The 19817-nt window shown below is 66.8% G+C and carries 15 protein-coding genes and 1 riboswitch; of the genes, 9 read left to right on the top strand and 6 right to left on the bottom strand.

Translation table 11 applies throughout. The features are described from left to right. Positions 1-98: 98 nt before the first annotated feature. On the top strand, positions 99-2510 hold the full coding sequence (pheT, locus tag VRZ08_RS17840; RefSeq protein WP_414533371.1) for a phenylalanine--tRNA ligase subunit beta: 2412 nt from the start codon (positions 99-101) through the stop codon (positions 2508-2510). A gap of 6 nt (positions 2511-2516) precedes the next feature. Here pheT and VRZ08_RS17835 read toward each other — a convergent pair whose 3' ends face one another. After that, positions 2517-3974 carry a flavin monoamine oxidase family protein gene (locus VRZ08_RS17835; RefSeq protein WP_414533370.1) on the bottom strand — a complete coding sequence of 486 codons (1458 nt, stop codon included), beginning with the start codon at positions 3972-3974 and terminating at the stop codon, positions 2517-2519. A 348-nt stretch (positions 3975-4322) separates the two neighbouring features. Between VRZ08_RS17835 and VRZ08_RS17830 the strand changes: the two genes are divergently transcribed. After that, positions 4323-5204 (top strand): YiiX/YebB-like N1pC/P60 family cysteine hydrolase, encoded by an 882-nt coding sequence (locus VRZ08_RS17830; RefSeq protein WP_414533369.1) that lies wholly within the window; start codon positions 4323-4325, stop codon positions 5202-5204. A 3-nt stretch (positions 5205-5207) separates the two neighbouring features. Here VRZ08_RS17830 and VRZ08_RS17825 read toward each other — a convergent pair whose 3' ends face one another. Further along, entirely contained in the window at positions 5208-5780 is a 573-nt protein-coding gene (locus VRZ08_RS17825; RefSeq protein ID WP_414533368.1) for a thermonuclease family protein, read from the bottom strand. An 85-nt stretch (positions 5781-5865) separates the two neighbouring features. Further along, positions 5866-6084 (bottom strand): DUF1674 domain-containing protein, encoded by a 219-nt coding sequence (locus tag VRZ08_RS17820; protein ID WP_164637583.1) that lies wholly within the window; start codon positions 6082-6084, stop codon positions 5866-5868. Between the two features lie 152 nt (positions 6085-6236). Here VRZ08_RS17820 and VRZ08_RS17815 point away from each other — a divergent pair, with 152 nt between their 5' ends. The 3 genes from VRZ08_RS17815 to purH all read left to right on the top strand — a co-directional run bounded on the left by VRZ08_RS17815 (position 6237) and on the right by purH (position 11450). Further along, positions 6237-7589, top strand: coding sequence for an RsmB/NOP family class I SAM-dependent RNA methyltransferase (locus VRZ08_RS17815; RefSeq protein ID WP_414533367.1), 1353 nt, complete (start codon positions 6237-6239; stop codon positions 7587-7589). 337 nt (positions 7590-7926) lie between these two features. Continuing rightward, positions 7927-9642, top strand: coding sequence for a heparinase II/III family protein (locus tag VRZ08_RS17810; RefSeq protein WP_346295963.1), 1716 nt, complete (start codon positions 7927-7929; stop codon positions 9640-9642). 111 nt (positions 9643-9753) lie between these two features. Next, positions 9754-9835: riboswitch (ZMP/ZTP riboswitch) on the top strand. Between the two features lie 25 nt (positions 9836-9860). Then, positions 9861-11450, top strand: coding sequence for a bifunctional phosphoribosylaminoimidazolecarboxamide formyltransferase/IMP cyclohydrolase (gene purH, locus VRZ08_RS17805; protein WP_414533366.1), 1590 nt, complete (start codon positions 9861-9863; stop codon positions 11448-11450). Between the two features lie 206 nt (positions 11451-11656). Here the strand turns inward: purH and VRZ08_RS17800 are convergent, their stop codons facing one another. Beyond that, positions 11657-12745: a 3-deoxy-7-phosphoheptulonate synthase gene (locus VRZ08_RS17800; protein ID WP_414533365.1), complete on the bottom strand. Its 1089-nt coding sequence runs from the start codon at positions 12743-12745 to the stop codon at positions 11657-11659. Between the two features lie 215 nt (positions 12746-12960). Next, complete coding sequence (locus tag VRZ08_RS17795) at positions 12961-14358, bottom strand: MFS transporter (protein WP_414533364.1); 1398 nt, start codon at positions 14356-14358, stop codon at positions 12961-12963. Positions 14359-14463: 105 nt separating this feature from the next. Between VRZ08_RS17795 and ggt the strand changes: the two genes are divergently transcribed. Both ggt and VRZ08_RS17785 read left to right on the top strand, forming a co-directional pair. Continuing rightward, positions 14464-16197, top strand: coding sequence for a gamma-glutamyltransferase (ggt, locus tag VRZ08_RS17790; protein ID WP_414533363.1), 1734 nt, complete (start codon positions 14464-14466; stop codon positions 16195-16197). A 244-nt stretch (positions 16198-16441) separates the two neighbouring features. Beyond that, on the top strand, positions 16442-17317 hold the full coding sequence (locus VRZ08_RS17785; RefSeq protein ID WP_414533362.1) for an SDR family oxidoreductase: 876 nt from the start codon (positions 16442-16444) through the stop codon (positions 17315-17317). Between the two features lie 107 nt (positions 17318-17424). Here the strand turns inward: VRZ08_RS17785 and VRZ08_RS17780 are convergent, their stop codons facing one another. Further along, on the bottom strand, positions 17425-18093 hold the full coding sequence (locus VRZ08_RS17780; RefSeq protein WP_414533361.1) for a glutathione S-transferase: 669 nt from the start codon (positions 18091-18093) through the stop codon (positions 17425-17427). 215 nt (positions 18094-18308) lie between these two features. Between VRZ08_RS17780 and VRZ08_RS17775 the strand changes: the two genes are divergently transcribed. Both VRZ08_RS17775 and VRZ08_RS17770 read left to right on the top strand, forming a co-directional pair. Further along, entirely contained in the window at positions 18309-18911 is a 603-nt protein-coding gene (locus VRZ08_RS17775) for a 2-hydroxychromene-2-carboxylate isomerase (RefSeq protein WP_414533360.1), read from the top strand. Positions 18912-19032: 121 nt separating this feature from the next. Beyond that, positions 19033-19770, top strand: coding sequence for an SDR family oxidoreductase (locus VRZ08_RS17770; RefSeq protein WP_414533359.1), 738 nt, complete (start codon positions 19033-19035; stop codon positions 19768-19770). The last annotated feature ends 47 nt before the right edge of the window (positions 19771-19817 follow it).

Raw genomic sequence — 19817 nt, 5'->3', positions numbered from 1 at the left:
CCGCTTGCGGGAGAGGGGTGGGGTGAGGGCGACGCGGGCACGACCTTGAGCATTCAGCACGACGCGCTCACCGCGCGGCCAGACGGAAGTAACAACCGATGAAACTGACCCTCTCCTGGCTGAAAGATCATCTCGACACCGACGAGCCGCTGGAAAAGCTCGCCGACAAGCTCACCATGATCGGGCTTGAGGTCGAGGGCATCGAGGACAAGGCGAAGGTGCTGGCGCCGTTCATCATCGCCAAGGTGCTGACCGCCGCCAAGCACCCCAACGCCGACAAGCTGCAGGTCTGCACGGTGGACGTCGGTGACGGCGGCGCGCCCGTGCAGGTGGTATGCGGCGCGCCGAATGCGCGCGCCGGCCTCGTCACCGTGTTCGCGCCGCCCGGCACCTATATTCCGGCCAAGGACTTCACGCTCGGCATCGGCAATATTCGCGGCGTCGAAAGCCGCGGCATGCTGTGCTCTGCGGCCGAGCTGGAAATCTCCGAAGATCACGACGGCATCATCGAGCTGCCGGCCGATGCGCCGGTCGGAACGCCCTATGCCGCCTGGGCCGGGCTCGGCGATCCGGTGCTCGACATCAACCTGACGCCAAACCGGCAGGACTGCGCCGGCGTGCACGGCATCGCGCGCGATCTCGCCGCCGCCGACATGGGCAAGTTCAAGGACCCGGGTATCAAGCAGATCAAGGGTGAATTCCCGTGCCCGGTCAGTGTCACGGTCGAAGACAGCAAGCTGTGCCCCGGTTTCGCGCTGCGGCTGGTGAAGGGCGTCAAGAACGGCCCGTCGCCGGAATGGCTGCAGAAGCGCCTGACGGCGATCGGGCTGCGCCCGATCAACGCGCTGGTCGACATCACCAACTACCTGACGTTTGATCGCTCGCGCCCGCTCCACGTGTTCGACGCCGCCAAGGTGAAGGGCAATCTGGTGGTGCGCCGCGCCAAGGACGGCGAAGCGCTGCTGGCGCTCGACGGCCGCACCTACACGCTCGATTCGTCAGTCTGCGTGATCGCCGACGATCACGGCGTCGAATCGCTCGCCGGCATCATGGGCGGTGAGGTGTCCGGCTGTTCGGCCGAGACCACCGACGTGCTGATCGAATCGGCGTTGTGGAACGAGATCAACATCGCCCAGTCTGGCCGCAAGCTCGGCATCAACACCGATGCGCGTTACCGCTTCGAGCGCGGCGTCGATCCGGCCTTCATGCTGCCCGGGCTCGAACTCGCCACCAAGCTGGTGATGGAGTTCTGCGGCGGCACGCCGTCGGACGTGGTGGTGGTCGGCAATCCGTTCGCCGACGACAAGATCATCGACTTCCCGCTCGCCGAGGTGAAGCGGCTGGCCGGCATCGAGGTGTCGCTCACCGAGATCCGCCGTATCCTCAATCATCTCGGCTTCACGGTCGTCGGTCAGGCGCCGGTGGTGAAGGTCGCGGTGCCGTCGTGGCGCAGCGACGTCCACGGCAAGGCCGATATCGTCGAGGAAATCGTCCGGATCGTCGGCGTCGACAAGGTGCCGCTGACGCCGTTCGAGCGCGGCGATGCCCCGCGCAAGCCGGTGCTCACCCAGATCCAGAACCGCACCCGCCGCGCCAAGCGTGCGCTGGCGGCGCGCGGCCTGACCGAGGCGGTAACCTGGTCGTTCATCTCCAAGCCGTTCGCCGAAGCGTTCGGTGGCGGCCAGCCGGAGCTGGCGCTCGCCAATCCGATTGCGTCCGATCTGTCCGACATGCGGCCGAGCCTGCTGCCCGGCCTGATCGCGGCCGCCCAGGCCAACGCCGATCGCGGTTCGGCCGATCTGGCGCTGTTCGAAGTCGGGCAGGTATTCAAGGGCGACCGGCCGCAGGATCAGTTCATGGCTGCGAGCGGCGTCCGCCGCGGCGTTGCGTCCTCCGCCGGCCTCGGCCGGCATTGGTCGGGCTCGGCGCAGGCGACCGCGCTCGATGCCAAGGCCGATGCGTTCGCGGTGCTGGCTGCGGCCGGTGCGCCGATGGCGGGTTTGCAGATCGCCACCAACAAGCTGCCGGCCTGGCTGCATCCGGGCCGCTCCGGCGCGATCCAGATCGGACCGCAGAATGTGCTCGGTTATTTCGGCGAGCTGCATCCGCGGGTGCTCGAACAGCTCGGGGCCGATGGCCCGCTGGTGGCGTTCGAGGTGATCCTGGAAAAGATCCCCGATCCGAAGCAGCGGCCGACCCGCGCCAAGCCGGCGCTGGAATTGTCTGCGTTCCATCCGGTGTCGCGCGACTTCGCGTTCATCGTCGATCGCAAGGTCGCGGTTGCCGATATCGTCCGTGCCGCGCAGGGCGTCGACAAGAAGCTGATCACTTCGGTCAGCGTGTTCGACGTCTATGAAGGCAAGGGCATCGATCCCGACAAGAAGTCGGTGGCGATTGCCGTGACGCTGCAGCCGCGCGACAAGACCATGACCGATCAGGAGATCGAAGCGGTCGCGGCCAAGATCGTTGCGGAAGTCACCAAGAAGACCGGCGGCAGCCTGCGCGGCTGAGGCCGCTCAGCGCCACCACGACGGCGTGCCGCTCGCGGTGGCGGGCGGGCGCTGCTCGCGCTGACGCTGCGGTTCGCGCCGCGGCTTCTGTTTACGTGCGGGCTTCTCTGGCGCGGGCTCCTTGACGGCGCCGATCTTTTTCAGCGCAGCGTCGGCGGCGCGCTCGCCGGATTCCCAGGCGCCCTGCACCGTGCCGAATAGCGTTTCGTGGGTCGCTTCACCGGCAAAGAACAGATTGCCGAGCGGCTCGCCCAGCACCTTGCGCGACGGCTGGCCGCCTGGCTCCGCAGCCGACATCGCGCCCAGCACGTAGGGCATCTCGTTCCAGCGCGTCACCGCCTTGCGCTCGACGGCGCCCGCGATGTCGCTGCCGAACAGCTTGCCGAGCCATTCGATCGCGAAATCCTGCATCGCGGCTTCGCCCTGCGCGGCGAGCTGGCGCCCGAACGAGCCGGCGACGTCCACCGTGCACAGCGAGGTCCCGCCGATATTGCCCACCAGCGTCGCGGTGCGGATGTCGTCGGCGCGTTCGATGATGGTCTCGTCGCGCGACAGCCCGAGCGGGTTACCTTTGAACTGCAGCGCGATGCGGTCGGTGCTGCCGAGATTCAGCCGTGCCGCGGCGTCGAGCTGCCGTTTCGGCAGTTCGGGGGAGAACGCCAGATTGCCCGAGGTCAGCACGTTGGTCGACGCGGTGACGATGATGGCGCGCGCACCGATCCGGCCGGCTGTGGTTTCGACCGCGAGGTCGCGCCCGCTCCACACGATCCGTTTCACCGGCGTCGACAGTGCAATCGGCAACGAGGACGCGAGCTGAGTCAGCAGACTGCCGACGCCCTGCGGGCAGCCGAGCAGCGCGGTGCGGTCCAGCGTCCGCGCCGCATCCATCGCCGACAGCGCGCGCAGGTCCTTGCTGGTGGTCGCGGGGCCCAGCACATATTCGATGGTCGCCGCCCAATCGCCGAGATCGTTCGGCAGCGCGGCGGCGCAGGAAATATCGGCCTTGCCGCGTGACGCATCGCTGATGGCGCGGGTGGCACGGACGTAGGCCGCGAGAAAATCCTCGGTCTCGCGCGAGCGGGCGTTGCGGCGTCCGATCCTGACCTTCTGGCCGGGTGCGACCGGCGTCACCGCAAAGCCGGAGCTGCGCGCCAGCCGGACCAGCGGGTTGCTGTCGGGGTTGTGCAGCCAGCGCGCGCCGCGGTCGAACGGCGCTGCGAAGCTGGTGGTATCGGTGACGCAGCGGCCGCCGATCTCCGAGGCGGCCTCGACCACGATCACCTTGCGGCCGGCCGCCACGATCCGCCGCGCCGCCGCGATTCCGGCGGCGCCGGCACCGACCACCACCACCTCCGCCTCGCGCGGCAGGGCGGCGCTCGCCCGCCCGCCCAACACGGGCAGCAACGCAAGGCCGGCAGTGGCGCCGAGCAGGCCCTCGAGCAGGCTGCGTCGCGAAATCGTCATGGCATGGTTTCCGAAAGCTTGGAGGCGGCCGGGGCGATCGACCGGCGTGGCCAATGGCGGCCGGCGCGGCGACTATCCGGTGGGGCGACGGTGCGGCGTCCCGCGACTGTGACCAATGTGTTGAACTCCGTCGCGTTTTGCGTCGTCCGCCGACTGTTTCGGCGGTGCCGCACTGCCCGGCCGACCCCGTCAACTTGCCGGAATCGCCTCCGGCCGGCAACCGTTCGTGGTGAACGATGCGTAACTGCGCGAGGAACCAGATGAACTAAACTGCAACGGCTTTGCTCGACGATCGTCCACGAACGCGATGTGACGATATCGCAGCAATGATCCCGCAGGAGCGCAGCAATGGGTGTGGTGCTCGAGACCATCGGCAAGTTGATCGCCAGCTACTTGCAGAAGGAAGAGCCCGGCTACGAGCCGTTCACCCCGAGCGATCCCGACCATCTACGTACCATCATGGAGCCCGGCGACGTCCTGCTGGTCGAGGGCAACAGCCGGATCGCCGGCATCATCAAGTACCTGACGCAGTCGACCTGGTCGCACGCCGCCCTCTATGTCGGGCCGATCGACGGGGTGACCGAGCCGGACGGCGAGCCGCACGTGCTGGTCGAGGCCAATATCGGCGAAGGGGTGAGTTCGTCGCCGCTGTCGCGGCACCTTGCCTACCACACGCGGGTGTGTCGCCCCGTCGGCCTTTCTTACGAGGATCGTCACACGGTGTGTCGCTACGCGATCAATCGCATCGGCTTCGGCTACGACACCAAGAACATCATCGACCTGATGCGTTACCTGGTGCCGCTGCCGCTGCCGCAGCGATGGCGCCGCCGCATGATCGCGCTCGGCTCAGGTGACCCGACCAAGATCATTTGTTCGGCGCTGATCGCGCAGGCGTTCGAGGCGGTGCGCTATCCGATCCTGCCGAAGATCACCAAGGCCGGCAGCCGTGCGGCGCGGCGCGAGATCCTGCACATCCGGCACTCGTCGCTCTACATGCCGCGCGACTTCGATATCTCGCCGTATTTCGAGGTGGTGAAGCCGACCATCGTCAACGGCTTTGACTACACCGCGCTGCATTGGGCCGACAAACCGAAGCCGGTCGAGAGTGACGGCCCGTTCGCGCCGCCGATCGATGCGACTGAAAGTGAGCCGTCGCTGGTGACGCAGACCGCCAAAGCCGATCCGGCCCTCGATCTCGCCGGGTCGCCGAGGCTTGGCGCAGTTGCCTAAACCTCAGCGTCCGTCGCACCAGCCATCGCGATGTCCGCCGCCATAGGCCCGGGCATAGCCGCCGTCGAGCAGCGCGCTGGACACGCTGGCGGTGCGTTTGGTTGCGACGTCCGCCACGACGCGGCCCTGATATTTGTCGGGGCCGATGTTGTAGATCGCGACCTCACCCTCGGCGAGCAGCCGACGCAGCGCCTCGGCGGCGGCTTCGGCCATCCGCAATTCGCGGGCGCATTGCGCCTTCAGCTCCGGCGCATCGATGCCGCGCAGCCGCACCCGCGTGCGCAGGTCCGTGCCCGGCCACAGATGCACCCGCGCATCGAAGGTGTCGCCGTCGATGGTGTACAGCACGTCGACCGGATGCCGGGTGGTCGGGTTGCCGGCGCGCCGCCACACCGTCTCGCTGTCGTTCTCGATCCCCTGCGAAGCCGGCGGCTGCAGCCACGGCAGGTGCAGCCAATGCCGTGCCGGTAGCATCGTGCCGGCCGCAACGCCGAGCACGAACACCCACGGCCACAGCCGGCTGCGCCAGGGCAGCCGCGAAATCCGGACCGGATTCGTTCTCGGGTGTGGGGACATTCCTATGATAGCCCGAGTCGGCAGATGTCGCAACAATCCCGCGCAATCACCGGTTGCGGTGAGCCCGTGACGCCCCGCCAAAGCCTCAGAAGTCGGATGCGATGCCTTTGACTTCCCAGTCGCCGTAGCGGGTCGGCTCGGGACCCTTCGGGCCCTGGACTTCCTTGGCGCGGGCTTCGGCGTGCTTGGCGGCTTCGACGCGGCGGGCTTCGGCTTCGGCGAGGGCGCGCTTGGCCGCTTCGGGGAGATCCTTGCGCGGCGGGGCGGCATCCGTCGTGGCGGACTTCGGATCGGGGTTTGTCATCGGCGGACGCCTTTCTTCATCGCGCGGGGCGCAGGCCATTACCGGCAGGTGCGACGGCGATTCTTACATTTGGCATATTCGAATGCCATCCACGGCAGACCAGCGCGCGGCCTCGCGCGGCGTCTCTCCTCCTGCTGTGATACCCTCAATCCATGCCTGCTCCAAGATTCGCCCAAGCTTCCGAGGTGCCCGGCCTCGCTGCGCGCCGCATTGCCGCGGACATTCTGGATGGGGTGCTGCAGAAGCGCCGTATGCTCGACGACCAGCTCGAAGGCCCGGCTGCGCATCCGGGTCTGAAGACGCTGTCGGATCGCGACCGCGCGCTGATGCGCCGGCTGGTGGCGACGATCCTGCGCAGGCTCGGAACGCTGGAAGGACTGCTCGCCAAGCTGCTCGATCGCGGCGTGCCGACCGATGCGCCGCGCGCCAAGAGTGCGCTGTTGATCGGCGCCGCGCAAATTCTCTGGATGGACGTGCCGGATCACGCCGCCGTCGATCTGTCGGTACGGCTGGTGCAATCCGACCGTCGCGCCGCCAAATATGCCGGCCTCGTCAATGCCGTGCTGCGCCGTTGTGCGCGCGAAGGCCAGCCGCTGGTCGAGGAACTGGCGGCCGGCACGCCCGACGTGCCGCAATGGCTGCTGGCGCGCTGGAGCGCGCATTATGGCGCCGACACCGCGCGCGCGATCGCGCAGGCGATCAGCCACGAACCCTCACTCGACCTCACGGTGAAATCCGACCCGGCGCATTGGGCAACGCGGCTGCATGGCGAAGTGCTGCCGACCGGCACCGTGCGCACGCTGCTGCAGGGCTCGGTGCGGATGCTGCCGGGCTTTGATGAAGGCCAGTGGTGGGTGCAGGACGCTGCGGCCGCGCTTCCGGCCCGGCTGTTCGGCGATATAGCCGGCAAGAGCGTCGCCGACCTTTGTGCGGCCCCCGGCGGCAAGACGGCGCAACTCGCCGCTGCCGGTGCCCGGGTCACCGCGATCGACCGCTCGCCCGCTCGCGTGGCGCGGTTGCGCGAAAATCTGGCGCGGCTGTCGCTCAAGGTCGAAACCGGCGTCGCTGATGCGGCCGAATGGCGGGGCGATGCGACCGCCGAGTTCGACGCGGTGCTGATCGACGCGCCGTGCGCCTCGACCGGCACGATCCGGCGCCATCCCGACGTCGCCTGGCTGAAGCAGGAGAGCGACATCGGCGCGCTCGCTGCGGTTCAGAACCGGCTGTTGAAGAAGGCGGCGTCGCTGCTGCGGCCCGGCGGTACGCTGGTATATTGCACCTGTTCGCTCGAGCCGGAGGAGGGCGAGCAGGCGATCGCCGCGCTGCTCGACGCCGAGCCGTCGATGCGGCGGCAGCCGATCGACCCGGCGGAAGTCGCCGGCCTCACCGAGATCGTCACGGCTGACGGTGCGCTGCGGACCCTGCCGTGTCATCTGCCGCACAGCGATCCGCGGCTCGCCGGGCTCGACGGCTTCTACGCTGCACGGCTAGTGAAGTCGTTGTAATCCTTCGAGATTAGTCGCCTGTGGAACGTGGCGCAGCAGCGCCCGTCCACATTCGCCTATCGCCAGGGTGTGTGAACGCCAATTCCAGATTAAAAGGATTCGCAACGAATTTTCGTTAACTTGAGGTTGCTTTGGTCCAGAACAATCTTTCGTCTCCGCTGCGCGCATGTCTGCAGAGCCGTTTCAGTCGAAGCTGTACCGGACTGGACGATTGTCCGACGTCTTGCGCGGACTGACGTCGGCCGTCCGCAGGGGGCAGCAACGTGATGCGTACCAACGACCCGGGGCTCTAGCGCAGGTGTCGGCCGCGCCCCGCAGAGGAATTTCGACGCTGATCGTGGGCCGCTTCGCGCGGACCGTGATGGCGCGCGCCTCCAGCGGTTCGGTGGCGGTGACCCGGCTGTGGCCTGGCCGCACCGATCGGCTGATCATTGCGCCGCACGACCTGCGCACCGCGGACGCGACCCGCGCCGCCGAAATCTATGCCGGCCGTTTCGTGTTTGCGGGCAAGATCGTCACCTGCCACGGCCGCTCGATCTTCGATCTCGAACCGCCTTCCGACGATTGGGAAGCCGCGCTGCTCGGGTTCGGCTGGCTGCGCCATCTGCGCGCCGCCGACACGGCGATCACCCGGGCCAACGCCCGTTCGCTGGTCGACGACTGGCTCAGCAATATGTCGCGCACCGGCCCGGTCGGCCGGCGGCCGGACGTGCTGGCGCGGCGGGTGATCTCGCTGCTGTCGCAGGCTCCGCTGGTGCTGTCCGACACCGACGGCAAGTTCTATCGCCGTTACTTGCGCGGGCTGACCCGTGAAATCCGTGCGCTGCGCTACGCGCTGCTCGATGTCCAGGACGGCGTGCCGCGGCTGCAGGTGCTGATCGCGCTGTGCTACGCGTCGCTGTGCCTCGCCAATCAGGCGCGGCAGATCCGCGGCGCCACCAAGAAGCTGTCGGACGAGCTGCAGCGCCAGATCCTCCCGGACGGCGGCCACATCTCGCGCAATCCGAGCGCGCTGATCGAATTGTTGATCGACCTGTTGCCGCTGCGCCAGACCTTTGCGGCCCGCAACATCGCGCCGCCGCCGGCGCTGCTGAACGCGATCGACCGAATGATGCCGATGCTGCGGTTCTTCCGGCACGGCGACGGCAATTTCGCGTTGTTCAACGGCATGAGCGCGACGCCGTCCGATCTGCTGGCGACGCTGCTCGCCTATGACGACAGCCAGGGCACGCCGCTCGCCAGCATGCCGCATTCGGGTTACCAGCGGATCGATGCCGGCACCACGCTGGTGATCGTCGATGCCGGCACCCCGCCGCCCGCCAATGTCAGCCAGGAAGCGCATGCCGGCTGCCTGTCGTTCGAATTGTCGTCGGGCCCGTGCCGGATCGTGATCAACAGCGGCATGCCGACCACCAATCGCGAAAGCTGGCGCGGCTTTGCCCGCTCGACGGTGGCGCACTCCACCGTCACCTGCCACGACACCTCGTCGTGCAGCTTCGTCGAGCGCACGGCGATGAAGCGCTTCCTGCACGGCGCGCCGGTGGTCGGCGGTCCGCGCCAGGTCGAGAACCGCCGCGAAGAAGTCGCCGGCGGCGTGCTGCTGACGACGTCGCATGACGGCTACCGCGATAAATTCGGCGTGCTGCATCGGCGCGTCCTGGTGGTGAAGCACGACGGCAGCCGGGTCGACGGTGAGGACAGCCTGTCGCCGATGCAGGGTGGCCGGCATCGTGCCGCGCAGGCCGATTACGCCGTGCGCTTCCATTTGCACCCGCTGGTCAAGGCCAGCCGCCTGCACGATGCACGCGGCGTGATGCTGGTGTTGCCCAATCGCGAGGTCTGGACCTTCGAGGCGGCCGACGACAAGGTCGATCTCGAAGAGACGGTATTCTTGGCCGGTAACGACGGACCGCGGCGCTCGACCCAGATCGTGATCCGGCAGAATTCGATCGAGGCCCCGAACGTGCGCTGGAGCTTCATCCGCTCCAATGCGTCGCCGCAGGCGACCAGCGCCCGCCGCGCCGCCCGCCACGAGCCCGAACTGCCGCTCTGAGGCGTCGTCCCGGCGACGGGAATAGCGGTTCGCCAGCAAAACCCGGCAAATCCGCAAGGCTGAACGACCTTGGTCGCCGTTGTGGCAGTCGGCGAAAACTGCTAACCAACGCCCGCCTCGCGCGACTGGCGACCTAGGATGGAGCACCATCGGGAAGCGCGGGACGTATCCGCCGCGCGCCTGGGCATATGTTTCCTTCCATCAGAGGATCTTGCCCCATGACTAAGCCGCGCCGCGTCACCCGTGCCCTTCTGTCCGTTTCCGATAAGACCGGTCTGATCGATTTCGCCAAGGCGCTCGTTGGCCACGGCGTCGAGCTGGTCTCGACCGGCGGCACCGCCAAGGCGATCGCCGCCGCCGGCCTGCCGGTGAAGGACGTCTCTGATCTGACCGGCTTCCCCGAGATGATGGACGGCCGGGTCAAGACCCTGCACCCCAAGGTGCATGGCGGCCTGCTGGCGATCCGCGACAATGCCGAGCACAACAAGGCGATGGCCGATCACGGCATCGCGCAGATCGACCTGCTCGTCGTCAATCTCTATCCGTTCGAAGCCACCGTCGATAAGGGCGCATCTTACGAAGACTGCATCGAGAACATCGACATCGGCGGCCCGGCGATGATCCGCGCGGCGGCCAAGAACCACGACGATGTCGCCGTGGTGGTCGAGGCCAACGATTATCAGGCGGTGCTCGACGAACTGGCCGCCAACAACGGTGCGACCACGCTGAATTTGCGCAAGCGCCTCGCCGCTAAGGCCTATGCCCGCACCGCGGCTTACGATGCGGCGATCTCCAACTGGTTCGCGCTGCAGCTCAAGACCGACGCGCCGGACTTCCGCGCGATCGGCGGCCGGCTGATCCAGTCGCTGCGCTACGGCGAAAACCCGCACCAGACCGCGGCGTTCTACGCCACCCCGGAGAAGCGTCCGGGCGTTGCCACTGCACGCCAGGTGCAGGGCAAGGAGCTGTCCTACAACAACATCAACGACACCGACGCCGCGTATGAGTGCGTCGGCGAGTTCGATGCCAAGCGCACCGCGGCCTGCGTCATCGTCAAGCACGCCAACCCCTGCGGCGTCGCCGAAGGCGCGAGCCTGCTCGATGCCTATCGCAAGGCGCTGGCCTGCGATTCGGTGTCGGCGTTCGGCGGCATCGTGGCGCTCAACCGCACCCTCGATGCGGAAGCCGCGCGCGCCATCACCGAGATCTTCACCGAGGTGATCATCGCGCCCGACGCCACCGAGGAAGCGATCGCGATCGTCGCGGCGAAGAAGAACCTGCGGCTGCTGCTGGCGGGCGCGCTGCCCGATCCGCGCGCCAACGGCCTGACCTACAAGACCGTCGCCGGTGGCCTGCTGGTACAGAGCCGCGACAATGCGGTGGTCGATGACATGGCGCTGAAGGTCGTCACCAAGCGGCAGCCGACCGAAGCCGAGCTGCGCGACCTGAAGTTCGCGTTCCGCGTCGGCAAGCACGTCAAGTCCAACACCATCATCTACGCCAAGGACCTCGCCACCGTCGGCATCGGTGCCGGTCAGATGAGCCGCGTCGACTCCGCCCGCATCGCCGCCCGCAAGGCGCAGGATGCAGCGGCCGAGCTGAAGCTCGCGGCGCCGATGACCAAGGGTTCGGTCGTCGCTTCGGATGCGTTCTTCCCGTTCGCCGACGGTATGCTGGCCTGCATCGAAGCCGGCGCCACTGCGGTGATCCAGCCCGGCGGCTCGGTGCGCGACGACGAAGTGATCAAGGCGGCGGACGACGCCGGCATCGCCATGGTGTTCACCGGCACCCGGCACTTCCGGCACTAACACGCTCCGACGGCTTTCCGTCTCACTTGGTTGCCCCCGAACTCCGTCATGGCCGGGCTTGTCCCGGCCATCCACGCCTCGTCTGAGTTTCAGTCAGCAAGGCGTGGATGCCCGGCACACGGCCGGGCATGACGTGGGAAGCGAAAGTGCCCGCTGCTGAAGATCGCAGTTCGGGGTAGCACGCGATGGCAATCCCGCTCAGCTGATCAAGCTGCAGCACCTTCCTGCTGAGCGCTATGCCGCGCAGCTCGCCGGCTCTCGACCGCTTCCGCCAGCTCGTGCAGCACCGTCTCGGTCGTCGCCCAGTCGATGCAGCCGTCGGTGATGCTCTGGCCGTACTGCAGCGGCCGACCCGGCACCACATCCTGCCGACCAGCGACCAGATTGCTCTCGATCATCACGCCGATGATGCGGTTCTCGCCCGCCGCCAATTGGCGTCCGACATCGGCCGTGACCTTCGGCTGGTTGTCCGGCTGCTTGCTGCTGTTGGCGTGGCTGGCGTCGATCATCAGTCGCGGCGCCAGGCCGATCTTGCCGAGCACCGCCGCGGCGGTTTCCACACTTGCGGCATCGTAGTTCGGCGTGACGCCGCCGCGCAGGATGACGTGGCAGTCGCTGTTACCAGTGGTGGCCGCGATCGCATTGCGCCCGCCCTTGGTCACCGCCATGAAATGATGCGGCTGCGCCGCGGACTTCACCGCCTCCGCGGCGATCCGGACATTGCCATCGGTGCCGTTCTTGAAGCCGATCGGGCAGGATAGCCCCGACGCGAGTTCGCGGTGGATCTGGCTCTCGGTGGTGCGCGCGCCGATCGCCCCCCAGGCGACCAGATCCGCGATGTACTGCGGCGTGATCAGATCGAGGAATTCGGTGGCGGCGGGCAGGCCGAGATTGTTCACGGCCGACAGCACGTCACGCGCCAACCGCAGTCCCTTGTCGATCCGGAAGCTGCCATCGAGATCCGGGTCGTTGATCAGGCCTTTCCAACCCACCGTGGTACGCGGCTTTTCGAAATACACCCGCATCACGATCTCGAGCCGGTCGGCCAGGGTCTCGCGCAGCGCCGCCAGACGGCTGGCATAGTCCATGGCCGCGGCCGGATCGTGAATCGAACAGGGACCGACAATCACGAGCAGCCGGTCGTCGGCCCCGGTCAGGATGGCGTGAATCGCGCTGCGGCTCGCCGCGACAGTGCGTGTCGCGGTCAGTGTGCGCGGAATCTCGCCCATCACTTCGGCGGGCGTACTCAGTTCGGTGATTTTCTGAAGGCGAAGGTCGTCTGTGGTGGTCAACACGGCAGTTTGCTCCTGTTCAGGAGACCTGCCGGCTCAAACGAAAAAGCCGCCAGGTCTGGCGGCTTGTCGGATCTCTATGCTGCAATCTTCAGATCGCGCGAAATCCTCCCGCCGCCAGCGAGCTGCTAAAATAAAAGTACCAGTACGAGGCGGTCAGGTGGATCATGCCCGCTCCTATAGATCATGTCGGCGTGTTTGTCCACGCACCGGCGCGATCAGTCCGCCGAGCCCCGAACCTGGGTCAGCAGCGCCAATCCGGCGACGAAGAACAGCACCAGCACGGCCATGCCGGCCTTCTGGCTGCTCGCCAGCGCGGTGACGGTCGCGATCAGCAGCGGGCCGATGAACGACGTCACTTTGCCGGTGAGGGCGAAAAGGCCGAAATATTGGGCGATCCGGTCCCGTGGGGCGATCCTGATCAGCAGCGTGCGCGATGCCGCCTGCAGCGGTCCGCCGGCGATGCCGATCAGGCAGCCGAGCAGCAGGTAGGCGCGTTCGGCAGGTGAGGCGAACAGCGCCGCGCCCGGTTGCGGCGGTGTTACTTCGATCAGCAAGACATGGCTGGGATCGATCAGCAGGATGCCGGCAATTGCGATCAGCAGGAGGAGCAGCGAGCCGGCAATCACCCGTTTGGAACCGAACGCATCGTCGAGTCTGCCGCCGACGAATGCGCCGATGGTGGCGGCGATCGCCAGGATGATGCCGAAGGTGCCGATCTGGATCGTGCTCCAGCCGAAGGTGCCGGTGGCGTAGATGCCGCCGAACGCGAACAGCGATACCAGCCCGTCGGTGTAGATCATGTTGGCGAGCAGAAAGATCGCGAGCGAGCGCCGTCGCGGCAGGTCGCGCAGCGTTTCGGCGAGCTCGCGCAGGCCCTCGCGGATCGCGGCGCGCGGCGCCAGCTTGGCCGGGAAGTCCGGCGTCAGCAGAAACATCGGCAGCACGAACACGACGAACCACGCCCCGGTGAGCGGGCCGCTGATGCGGTCGCCCTCGTGCAGCGCCGGATCGAGTCCGAACCACGGCGCAAGGCCGAGCAGGGTCTTGCCTGTCTCCGGGCTCGCGGCCAGAAAGCCGAGCACCAGGACAAGCGACAGGATGCCGCCGACATAGCCGGTCGCCCAGCCGGTCCCTGACAGGCGGCCGATCTTCTCCGGCGGCACCAGATTGGGCATCATCGCGTTGTTGAACACGGTGGCGAATTCAACACCGATGGTGGCGATCGCGTAGGCGATCAGCAGCGGCAGAATCGTATGTGGTTCGCCCGGCTTGCCGAACCACATCAGCATCGATCCAATCACCAGCATGCCGCCGAACAGCGCGATCCAGGGCTTGCGGCGGCCGCTGGCATCCGCGATCGCGCCGAGCACCGGCGATGCCAACGCGATGACGAAACCGCTCGCCGCGGTGGCGAAGCCCCACAGCGATTGGCCGGTCGCCGGATCGGGCGCCACGTAGGTGGCGAAATAGGGCGCGAAGATAAAGGTCGTGATCAGCGTGAAGTAAGGCTGCGCCGCCCAGTCGAACAGGATCCAGCCGATAACGGCGCCCTGCGACGGATAGCGGATCGGTTCACGAGTTTGCGCGATGCCTTCCGCGACAGATGACGACATCTTGTTCCTTCCGCGGGCCGGACCGCGTTTTGCCTCGCGGCTTCGATTGCCTATAGGATTCGTCCGGCGCGTGGCAGCCTGCGCCGCAGAAATCGGAGCCGCTCGATGATCACACTGCGCGTCCCGCAACGCATTTTGATGACGCTGGCCGTGCTGGTGCTGGTGCTGAGCCCGGTTGCCGCGCCGGCGCAGGATATGCGCAGCGGCATGGCGCGCGGGCCGGCCCAAGCGGTGATCGCCAAACACGGCATGGTAGTGGCGCAGGAGCGGCTGGCTGCGGAAATCGGCGCCAGCTTTTTGTCCCGCGGCGGCAATGCGATCGATGCCGCGGTGGCGACCGGCTTCGCCATGGCGGTCACCTATCCGCGCGCCGGCAATCTCGGCGGCGGCGGCTTCATGGTGATCCATTCCGCGGCGAAGAATGAGGACGTGGCGATCGATTATCGCGAGACCGCGCCGCAGGCCGCCACACAGGACATGTTTCTGACGGGCGGCAAACCCGACCCGGACAAATCGCGCAAATCCGCGCTCGGCATCGGCGTTCCCGGCACCGTGGCTGGGTTGGCGCTCGCTCTTGAGAAATACGGCTCCGGCAAGTTCAAGCTCGCGGAGGTGATCGCGCCAGCGATTGCGCTGGCCCGGGACGGCATCGTCATCGCCGACGACATCGCCGATACGCTGCCGGATTGGCACGCCTGGCTGTCGCGCTGGCCTTCCACCCGTAAGGTGTTCGCGCGTCCCGACGGCTCGCCGCTGCAGGCCGGCGACAGGCTGGTGCAGCCCGATCTGGCCGCAACGCTCGAAACCATCGCCAAACAGGGACCGGACGGGTTCTATCGCGGCCCGGTTGCCGAGAAATTGTCGCGTGGCATTCGCGAGGCCGGCGGGTTGATCACGCCGGAGGATCTCGCCGGCTATCAGCCGATGCTGCGCCCGCCACTGCGTGGCAGCTACCGCGGCTACGATATCGTGGCGATGCCGCAGCCGTCGTCCGGCGGCGTCGTGCTGATCGAGAGCCTGAACATCCTGGAAGGCTACGCGATGCGCGAGCTCGGGCAGGGCACGCCGCCGTCGCTGCATCTGTTGATCGAAGCGATGAAGCGCGCCTATGCGGATCGCGCCCGCTATCTCGGCGATCCTGCCTTCAGTGAGGCGCCCGTGGCGAAGCTGTTGTCGAAGGACTACGCGGCAAGCCTGCGCGCCGGCATCGATCCGCAACGGGCCACGCCGGTTGCTGAGCCGCTGCCGCAGCCGCGCGAGGGCCAGAACACCACGCACTTTTCAGTCGCCGATGCCGACGGCAATGCGGTGAGCAACACCTACACGCTCAACTTCTCTTACGGCGTCGGGCTGGTGGCGGATGGCACCGGCGTCTTGCTCAACAACGAACTCGATGATTTCACCGCGGCCCCTGGAGCGTCCAACGCCTATGGCCTGGTCGGCTTCGCCGCCAACCTGCCGGCGCCCGGCAAACGGCCTCTGTCATCGATGTCGCCGACGATTCTGCTGAAGGACGGCAAGCCGGTGCTGATCACCGGCTCGCCCGGCGGCAGCCGGATCATTTCGGCGGTGCTGCAGGTGATCGTCGATGTGATCGATTACCGGATGAATGTCGCCGACGCCGTTTCGGCGCCGCGGCTGCATCATCAGTGGCTGCCGGACGAGGTGCGGGTCGAAGGCGGCTTTCCCGACGCGACCCTGGACGCGCTCCGCGCCATGGGCCACCGCGTCGTCACTCCGCTCGGCCAGACCTCGGCGAACTCGATCTGGATCGACGCCGACGGTTTCCACGGCGCGCCGGACCCGCGAACACGGGGCGCGACGGCGGCGGGGAATTGATCGTAATGAGTAGTGCAAGGTGTCATTGCCGGGCTCGACCCGGCAATCCATCTTCGTCCGACTTTTTCTTACGAAGAGGATGGATGCGCGGGTCAAGCCCGCGCATGACGCCAACAGGCGCAACCTCTCGCCGCAAGTGGACCCGGTTGGCGCCTGCTAGCCTTCCGATCACTTCGGTTTTCAGAGAACCGGCGCTACCCTCGCGGGAGACCGATCCGGTTTGCATGAGGGGGGAGGACGTCAGATGGCACCACTAAAGGGCAAGACGCTGTTCATCACCGGGGCGAGCCGGGGTATTGGGCTCGCGATCGCGCTGCGGGCGGCGCGGGATGGCGCCAATGTGGCGATCGCCGCCAAGACTACCGAGCCGCATCCGAAGCTGAAGGGGACGATCTACACCGCGGCCGAGGAGATCGTGGCGGCCGGCGGCAAGGCGTTGCCGCTGGTGTGTGACATCCGCGACGAGGCGCAGGTGGTCGACGCGATCGGCAAGACGGTGGCGGAGTTCGGCGGCATCGACATCTGCGTCAACAACGCCAGCGCGATCAGCCTGACGAATTCGCAGGCGACCGAGATGAAGCGCTACGACCTGATGATGGGGATCAACACCCGCGGCACCTTCATGGTGTCGAAATATTGCATCCCGCATCTGAAGAAGGCCGCCAACCCACATATCCTGATGCTGTCGCCGCCGCTCGACATGAAGGCGAAGTGGTTCGCGGCGTCGACCGCCTACACCATGGCGAAGTTTGGTATGAGCATGGTGGCGCTCGGTCTCTCGGGCGAGCTGAAACACGCCGGCGTCGCCGTCAACGCGCTGTGGCCGCGCACCACGATCGCCACGGCGGCGGTCGGCAATCTGCTCGGCGGCGACGCGATGATCCGCGCCAGCCGCACGCCGGAGATCATGGGCGACGCCGCCCATGCGATCCTGACCAGGCCGTCGCGCGAATTTACCGGCCAGTTCTGCATCGATGACAGCGTGCTGTACGAGGCCGGGGTGCGCGACTTCGAACCGTATCGGGTCGACCCGAGCGTGCCGCTGATGTCGGACTTCTTCGTGCCAGACGACAGCGTTCCGCCGCCCGGCGTCACCGTCACGCCGCTGCCGATGGGGTGACTCTTGTCGTCATTGCGAGGAGCGAAGCGACGAAGCAATCCAGCTCAGTGCACGGTGCTGGATTGCTTCGCTTCGCTCGCAATGACGAGGCCTCGCTGCTCTGGCTATTACGCCTTGCCGATTTCGTACGGCCCGCCTTTTTCGAGCGCGCGGTTGTAGGCGGGGCGGGCGTGGATGCGGTCGAGCCAAGCCTGCGCCTTGGGGTAGCGCTGATCGAGGCCGCCGCGTGAGGCGGCGGCTTCCAGCGGGAAGCTCATCTGGATGTCGGCGGCGGTGAATTCGTCCCCGGCGAAATACGCGGCCTTGCCGAGTTCGCTCTCCCAATAATCCATGTGCAGCTTGAGCTGCGGATCGACGAACCCGGTCAGCGCGCCGGACGCCACCATCTTCACCAGCGGCCGCACCAGAGCCGGGGCGCGCTGCGGCATCATCGAGAACAGCAGCTTGAGCAGCAAGGGCGGCATCGCCGAGCCCTCGGCATAGTGCAGCCAGTAGGTGTAGCGCAGCCGCTCCGGGGTGTTCGGCGGCGGGATCAGCCGGCCGTCCCCATAGGTGCCCACGATGTACTCGATGATCGCGCCGGACTCGGCGATGGTATTGCCGTTGTCGGTGATCACCGGGGATTTGCCGAGCGGATGCACGGCCCGCAGCTCCTTGGGCGCCATCATGTCCGGCTGACGCTGATAGCGCTTGATCTCGTAAGGGGTGCCGAGCTCCTCCAGGAGCCACAGCACGCGTTGCGAGCGGGAGTTGTTGAGGTGATGGACGGTCAGCATGTCGCGAAGACCCCGGATGTCTGTCAGTGATTGAAGCGGCACCAGCCGTGAGAACGTGCTTCGCCTTAGCAGAGTTTCCGCGGCGCGGGACATCACAGTTCCGAAGGTCGCGGACCTCGCCTGCGACCCGGTTGATCGGCCGCGGCAGACGCGCTACGGTCGGTATGGAATGACGATAATCATATAAGGCGACCTCGCCGCTGCCGGAGGAGATCATGACCCAGCCCGCCCCGCAATTCCTGTTCGACTTCGGCAGTCCCAACGCTTTCCTGGCCCACGAGGCAATCCCGGCGATCGAGCGGCGGATCGGCGTCAAGTTCGACTACGTGCCGGTGCTGCTCGGCGGTATCTTCAAGGCGACCAACAACAAGTCGCCAGCGGAAACGCTAGCCGGAATCAAGAACAAGCGCGAATTCCACGCGTTGGAAACCGAGCGCTTCCTCAAGCGCTACGCGGTGAAGCCGTATGTCTGGAATCCGCATTTCCCGGTCAACACCCTCAACCTGATGCGCGCTGCGGTGGCGGCGCAGCTCGACGGCGTGTTCGACCAATATGTCGAGGCCGCGTTCCGACATATGTGGGTGGAGCCGAAGAAGATGGACGATCTCGAAGTCGCCGCCGCGGCGCTGTCATCCTCCGGGCTCGACGGCAAGGCGCTGCTGACCCGCGCGCAGGAGCCGGAGGTGAAGGCGAAGCTGATCGCCAACACCGAAGACGCCGTCCAGCGCGGCGCGTTCGGCTCGCCGACCTTCTTCGTCGGCACCGAGATGTTCTTCGGCAAAGAACAGCTCCGTGACGTCGAAGAGATGTACGGCTAGCTTCAATCGATCTCTCCCGTCTTTGCGAGGAGCGTAGCGACGACGCAATCCAGTCGCTCCGTGCTGAGAACGTGGATTGCTTCGCTTCGCTCGCAATGACGAGCTTGAGGGAGACGCCAGCATGACGCCACGCAACGCAACTGTCGCGGTGATCGGAGCCGGCGATTACATCGGGGCGGAGATCGCCAAGAAGTTTGCCGCCAAGGGCTTCACGGTGTTCGCCGGCCGGCGCAACGGCGAGAAGCTGGCGCCGCTGGTGGCGGAGATCGAGGCGGCCGGCGGCCGCATCGTCGCGCGCTCGCTCGATGCGCGAAAAGAAGACGAGGTGACGGCGTTCTTGAACGATGCCGACGCTCACGCGCCGCTCGAGGTGACGATCTTCAACGTCGGCGCCAACGTCAATTTCCCGATCCTGGAGACGACCGATCGGGTGTTTCGAAAAGTGTGGGAGATGGCGTGCTGGGCCGGCTTCGTGTCGGGCCGGGAGTCGGCACGGCTGATGCTGGCGCGCGGGCAGGGCAAGATCTTCTTCACCGGCGCGACCGCGTCGCTGCGCGGCGGCTCAGGCTTTGCGGCATTCGCTTCCGCCAAATTCGGGCTCCGCGCGGTGGCGCAGTCGATGGCGCGCGAACTGATGCCGAAAAATATCCATGTGGCGCATCTGATCATCGATTCCGGCGTCGACACCGCCTGGGTGCGCGAGCGCCGTGAGCAGATCTTCGGCAAGGATGCGCTCGCCAATCCCGATCTGCTGATGCCGCCGGCGGCGGTCGCTGGCGCGTACTGGCAGCTCTATCAGCAGCCGAAGAGCGCCTGGACGTTCGAGATGGAAATCCGTCCCTACGGCGAGAAGTGGTGAGGGGTATGCCGGCATCGCGCTCGTAGCCGCTGCGCGATCCGGCTAAG

The organism is Rhodopseudomonas sp. G2_2311 (genome assembly GCF_047501505.1).
Lineage (GTDB): Bacteria > Pseudomonadota > Alphaproteobacteria > Rhizobiales > Xanthobacteraceae > Rhodopseudomonas > Rhodopseudomonas palustris_H.
Note: the sequence above shows the minus strand (reverse complement) of the source record. Positions and strands in the feature narration are given on the sequence as shown.

Excerpts from the sequence above, each read along its gene's own strand:
- pheT (WP_414533371.1), top strand. The coding sequence starts at position 99 with ATGAAACTGACCCTCTCCTGGCTGAAAGATCATCTCGACACCGACGAG.
- VRZ08_RS17835 (WP_414533370.1), bottom strand. The coding sequence starts at position 3,974 with ATGACGATTTCGCGACGCAGCCTGCTCGAGGGCCTGCTCGGCGCCACT.
- VRZ08_RS17830 (WP_414533369.1), top strand. The coding sequence starts at position 4,323 with ATGGGTGTGGTGCTCGAGACCATCGGCAAGTTGATCGCCAGCTACTTG.
- VRZ08_RS17825 (WP_414533368.1), bottom strand. The coding sequence starts at position 5,780 with ATGTCCCCACACCCGAGAACGAATCCGGTCCGGATTTCGCGGCTGCCC.
- VRZ08_RS17820 (WP_164637583.1), bottom strand. The coding sequence starts at position 6,084 with ATGACAAACCCCGATCCGAAGTCCGCCACGACGGATGCCGCCCCGCCG.
- VRZ08_RS17815 (WP_414533367.1), top strand. The coding sequence starts at position 6,237 with ATGCCTGCTCCAAGATTCGCCCAAGCTTCCGAGGTGCCCGGCCTCGCT.
- purH (WP_414533366.1), top strand. The coding sequence starts at position 9,861 with ATGACTAAGCCGCGCCGCGTCACCCGTGCCCTTCTGTCCGTTTCCGAT.
- VRZ08_RS17795 (WP_414533364.1), bottom strand. The coding sequence starts at position 14,358 with ATGTCGTCATCTGTCGCGGAAGGCATCGCGCAAACTCGTGAACCGATC.
- ggt (WP_414533363.1), top strand. The coding sequence starts at position 14,464 with ATGATCACACTGCGCGTCCCGCAACGCATTTTGATGACGCTGGCCGTG.
- VRZ08_RS17785 (WP_414533362.1), top strand. The coding sequence starts at position 16,442 with ATGGCACCACTAAAGGGCAAGACGCTGTTCATCACCGGGGCGAGCCGG.
- VRZ08_RS17780 (WP_414533361.1), bottom strand. The coding sequence starts at position 18,093 with ATGCTGACCGTCCATCACCTCAACAACTCCCGCTCGCAACGCGTGCTG.
- VRZ08_RS17775 (WP_414533360.1), top strand. The coding sequence starts at position 18,309 with ATGACCCAGCCCGCCCCGCAATTCCTGTTCGACTTCGGCAGTCCCAAC.
- VRZ08_RS17770 (WP_414533359.1), top strand. The coding sequence starts at position 19,033 with ATGACGCCACGCAACGCAACTGTCGCGGTGATCGGAGCCGGCGATTAC.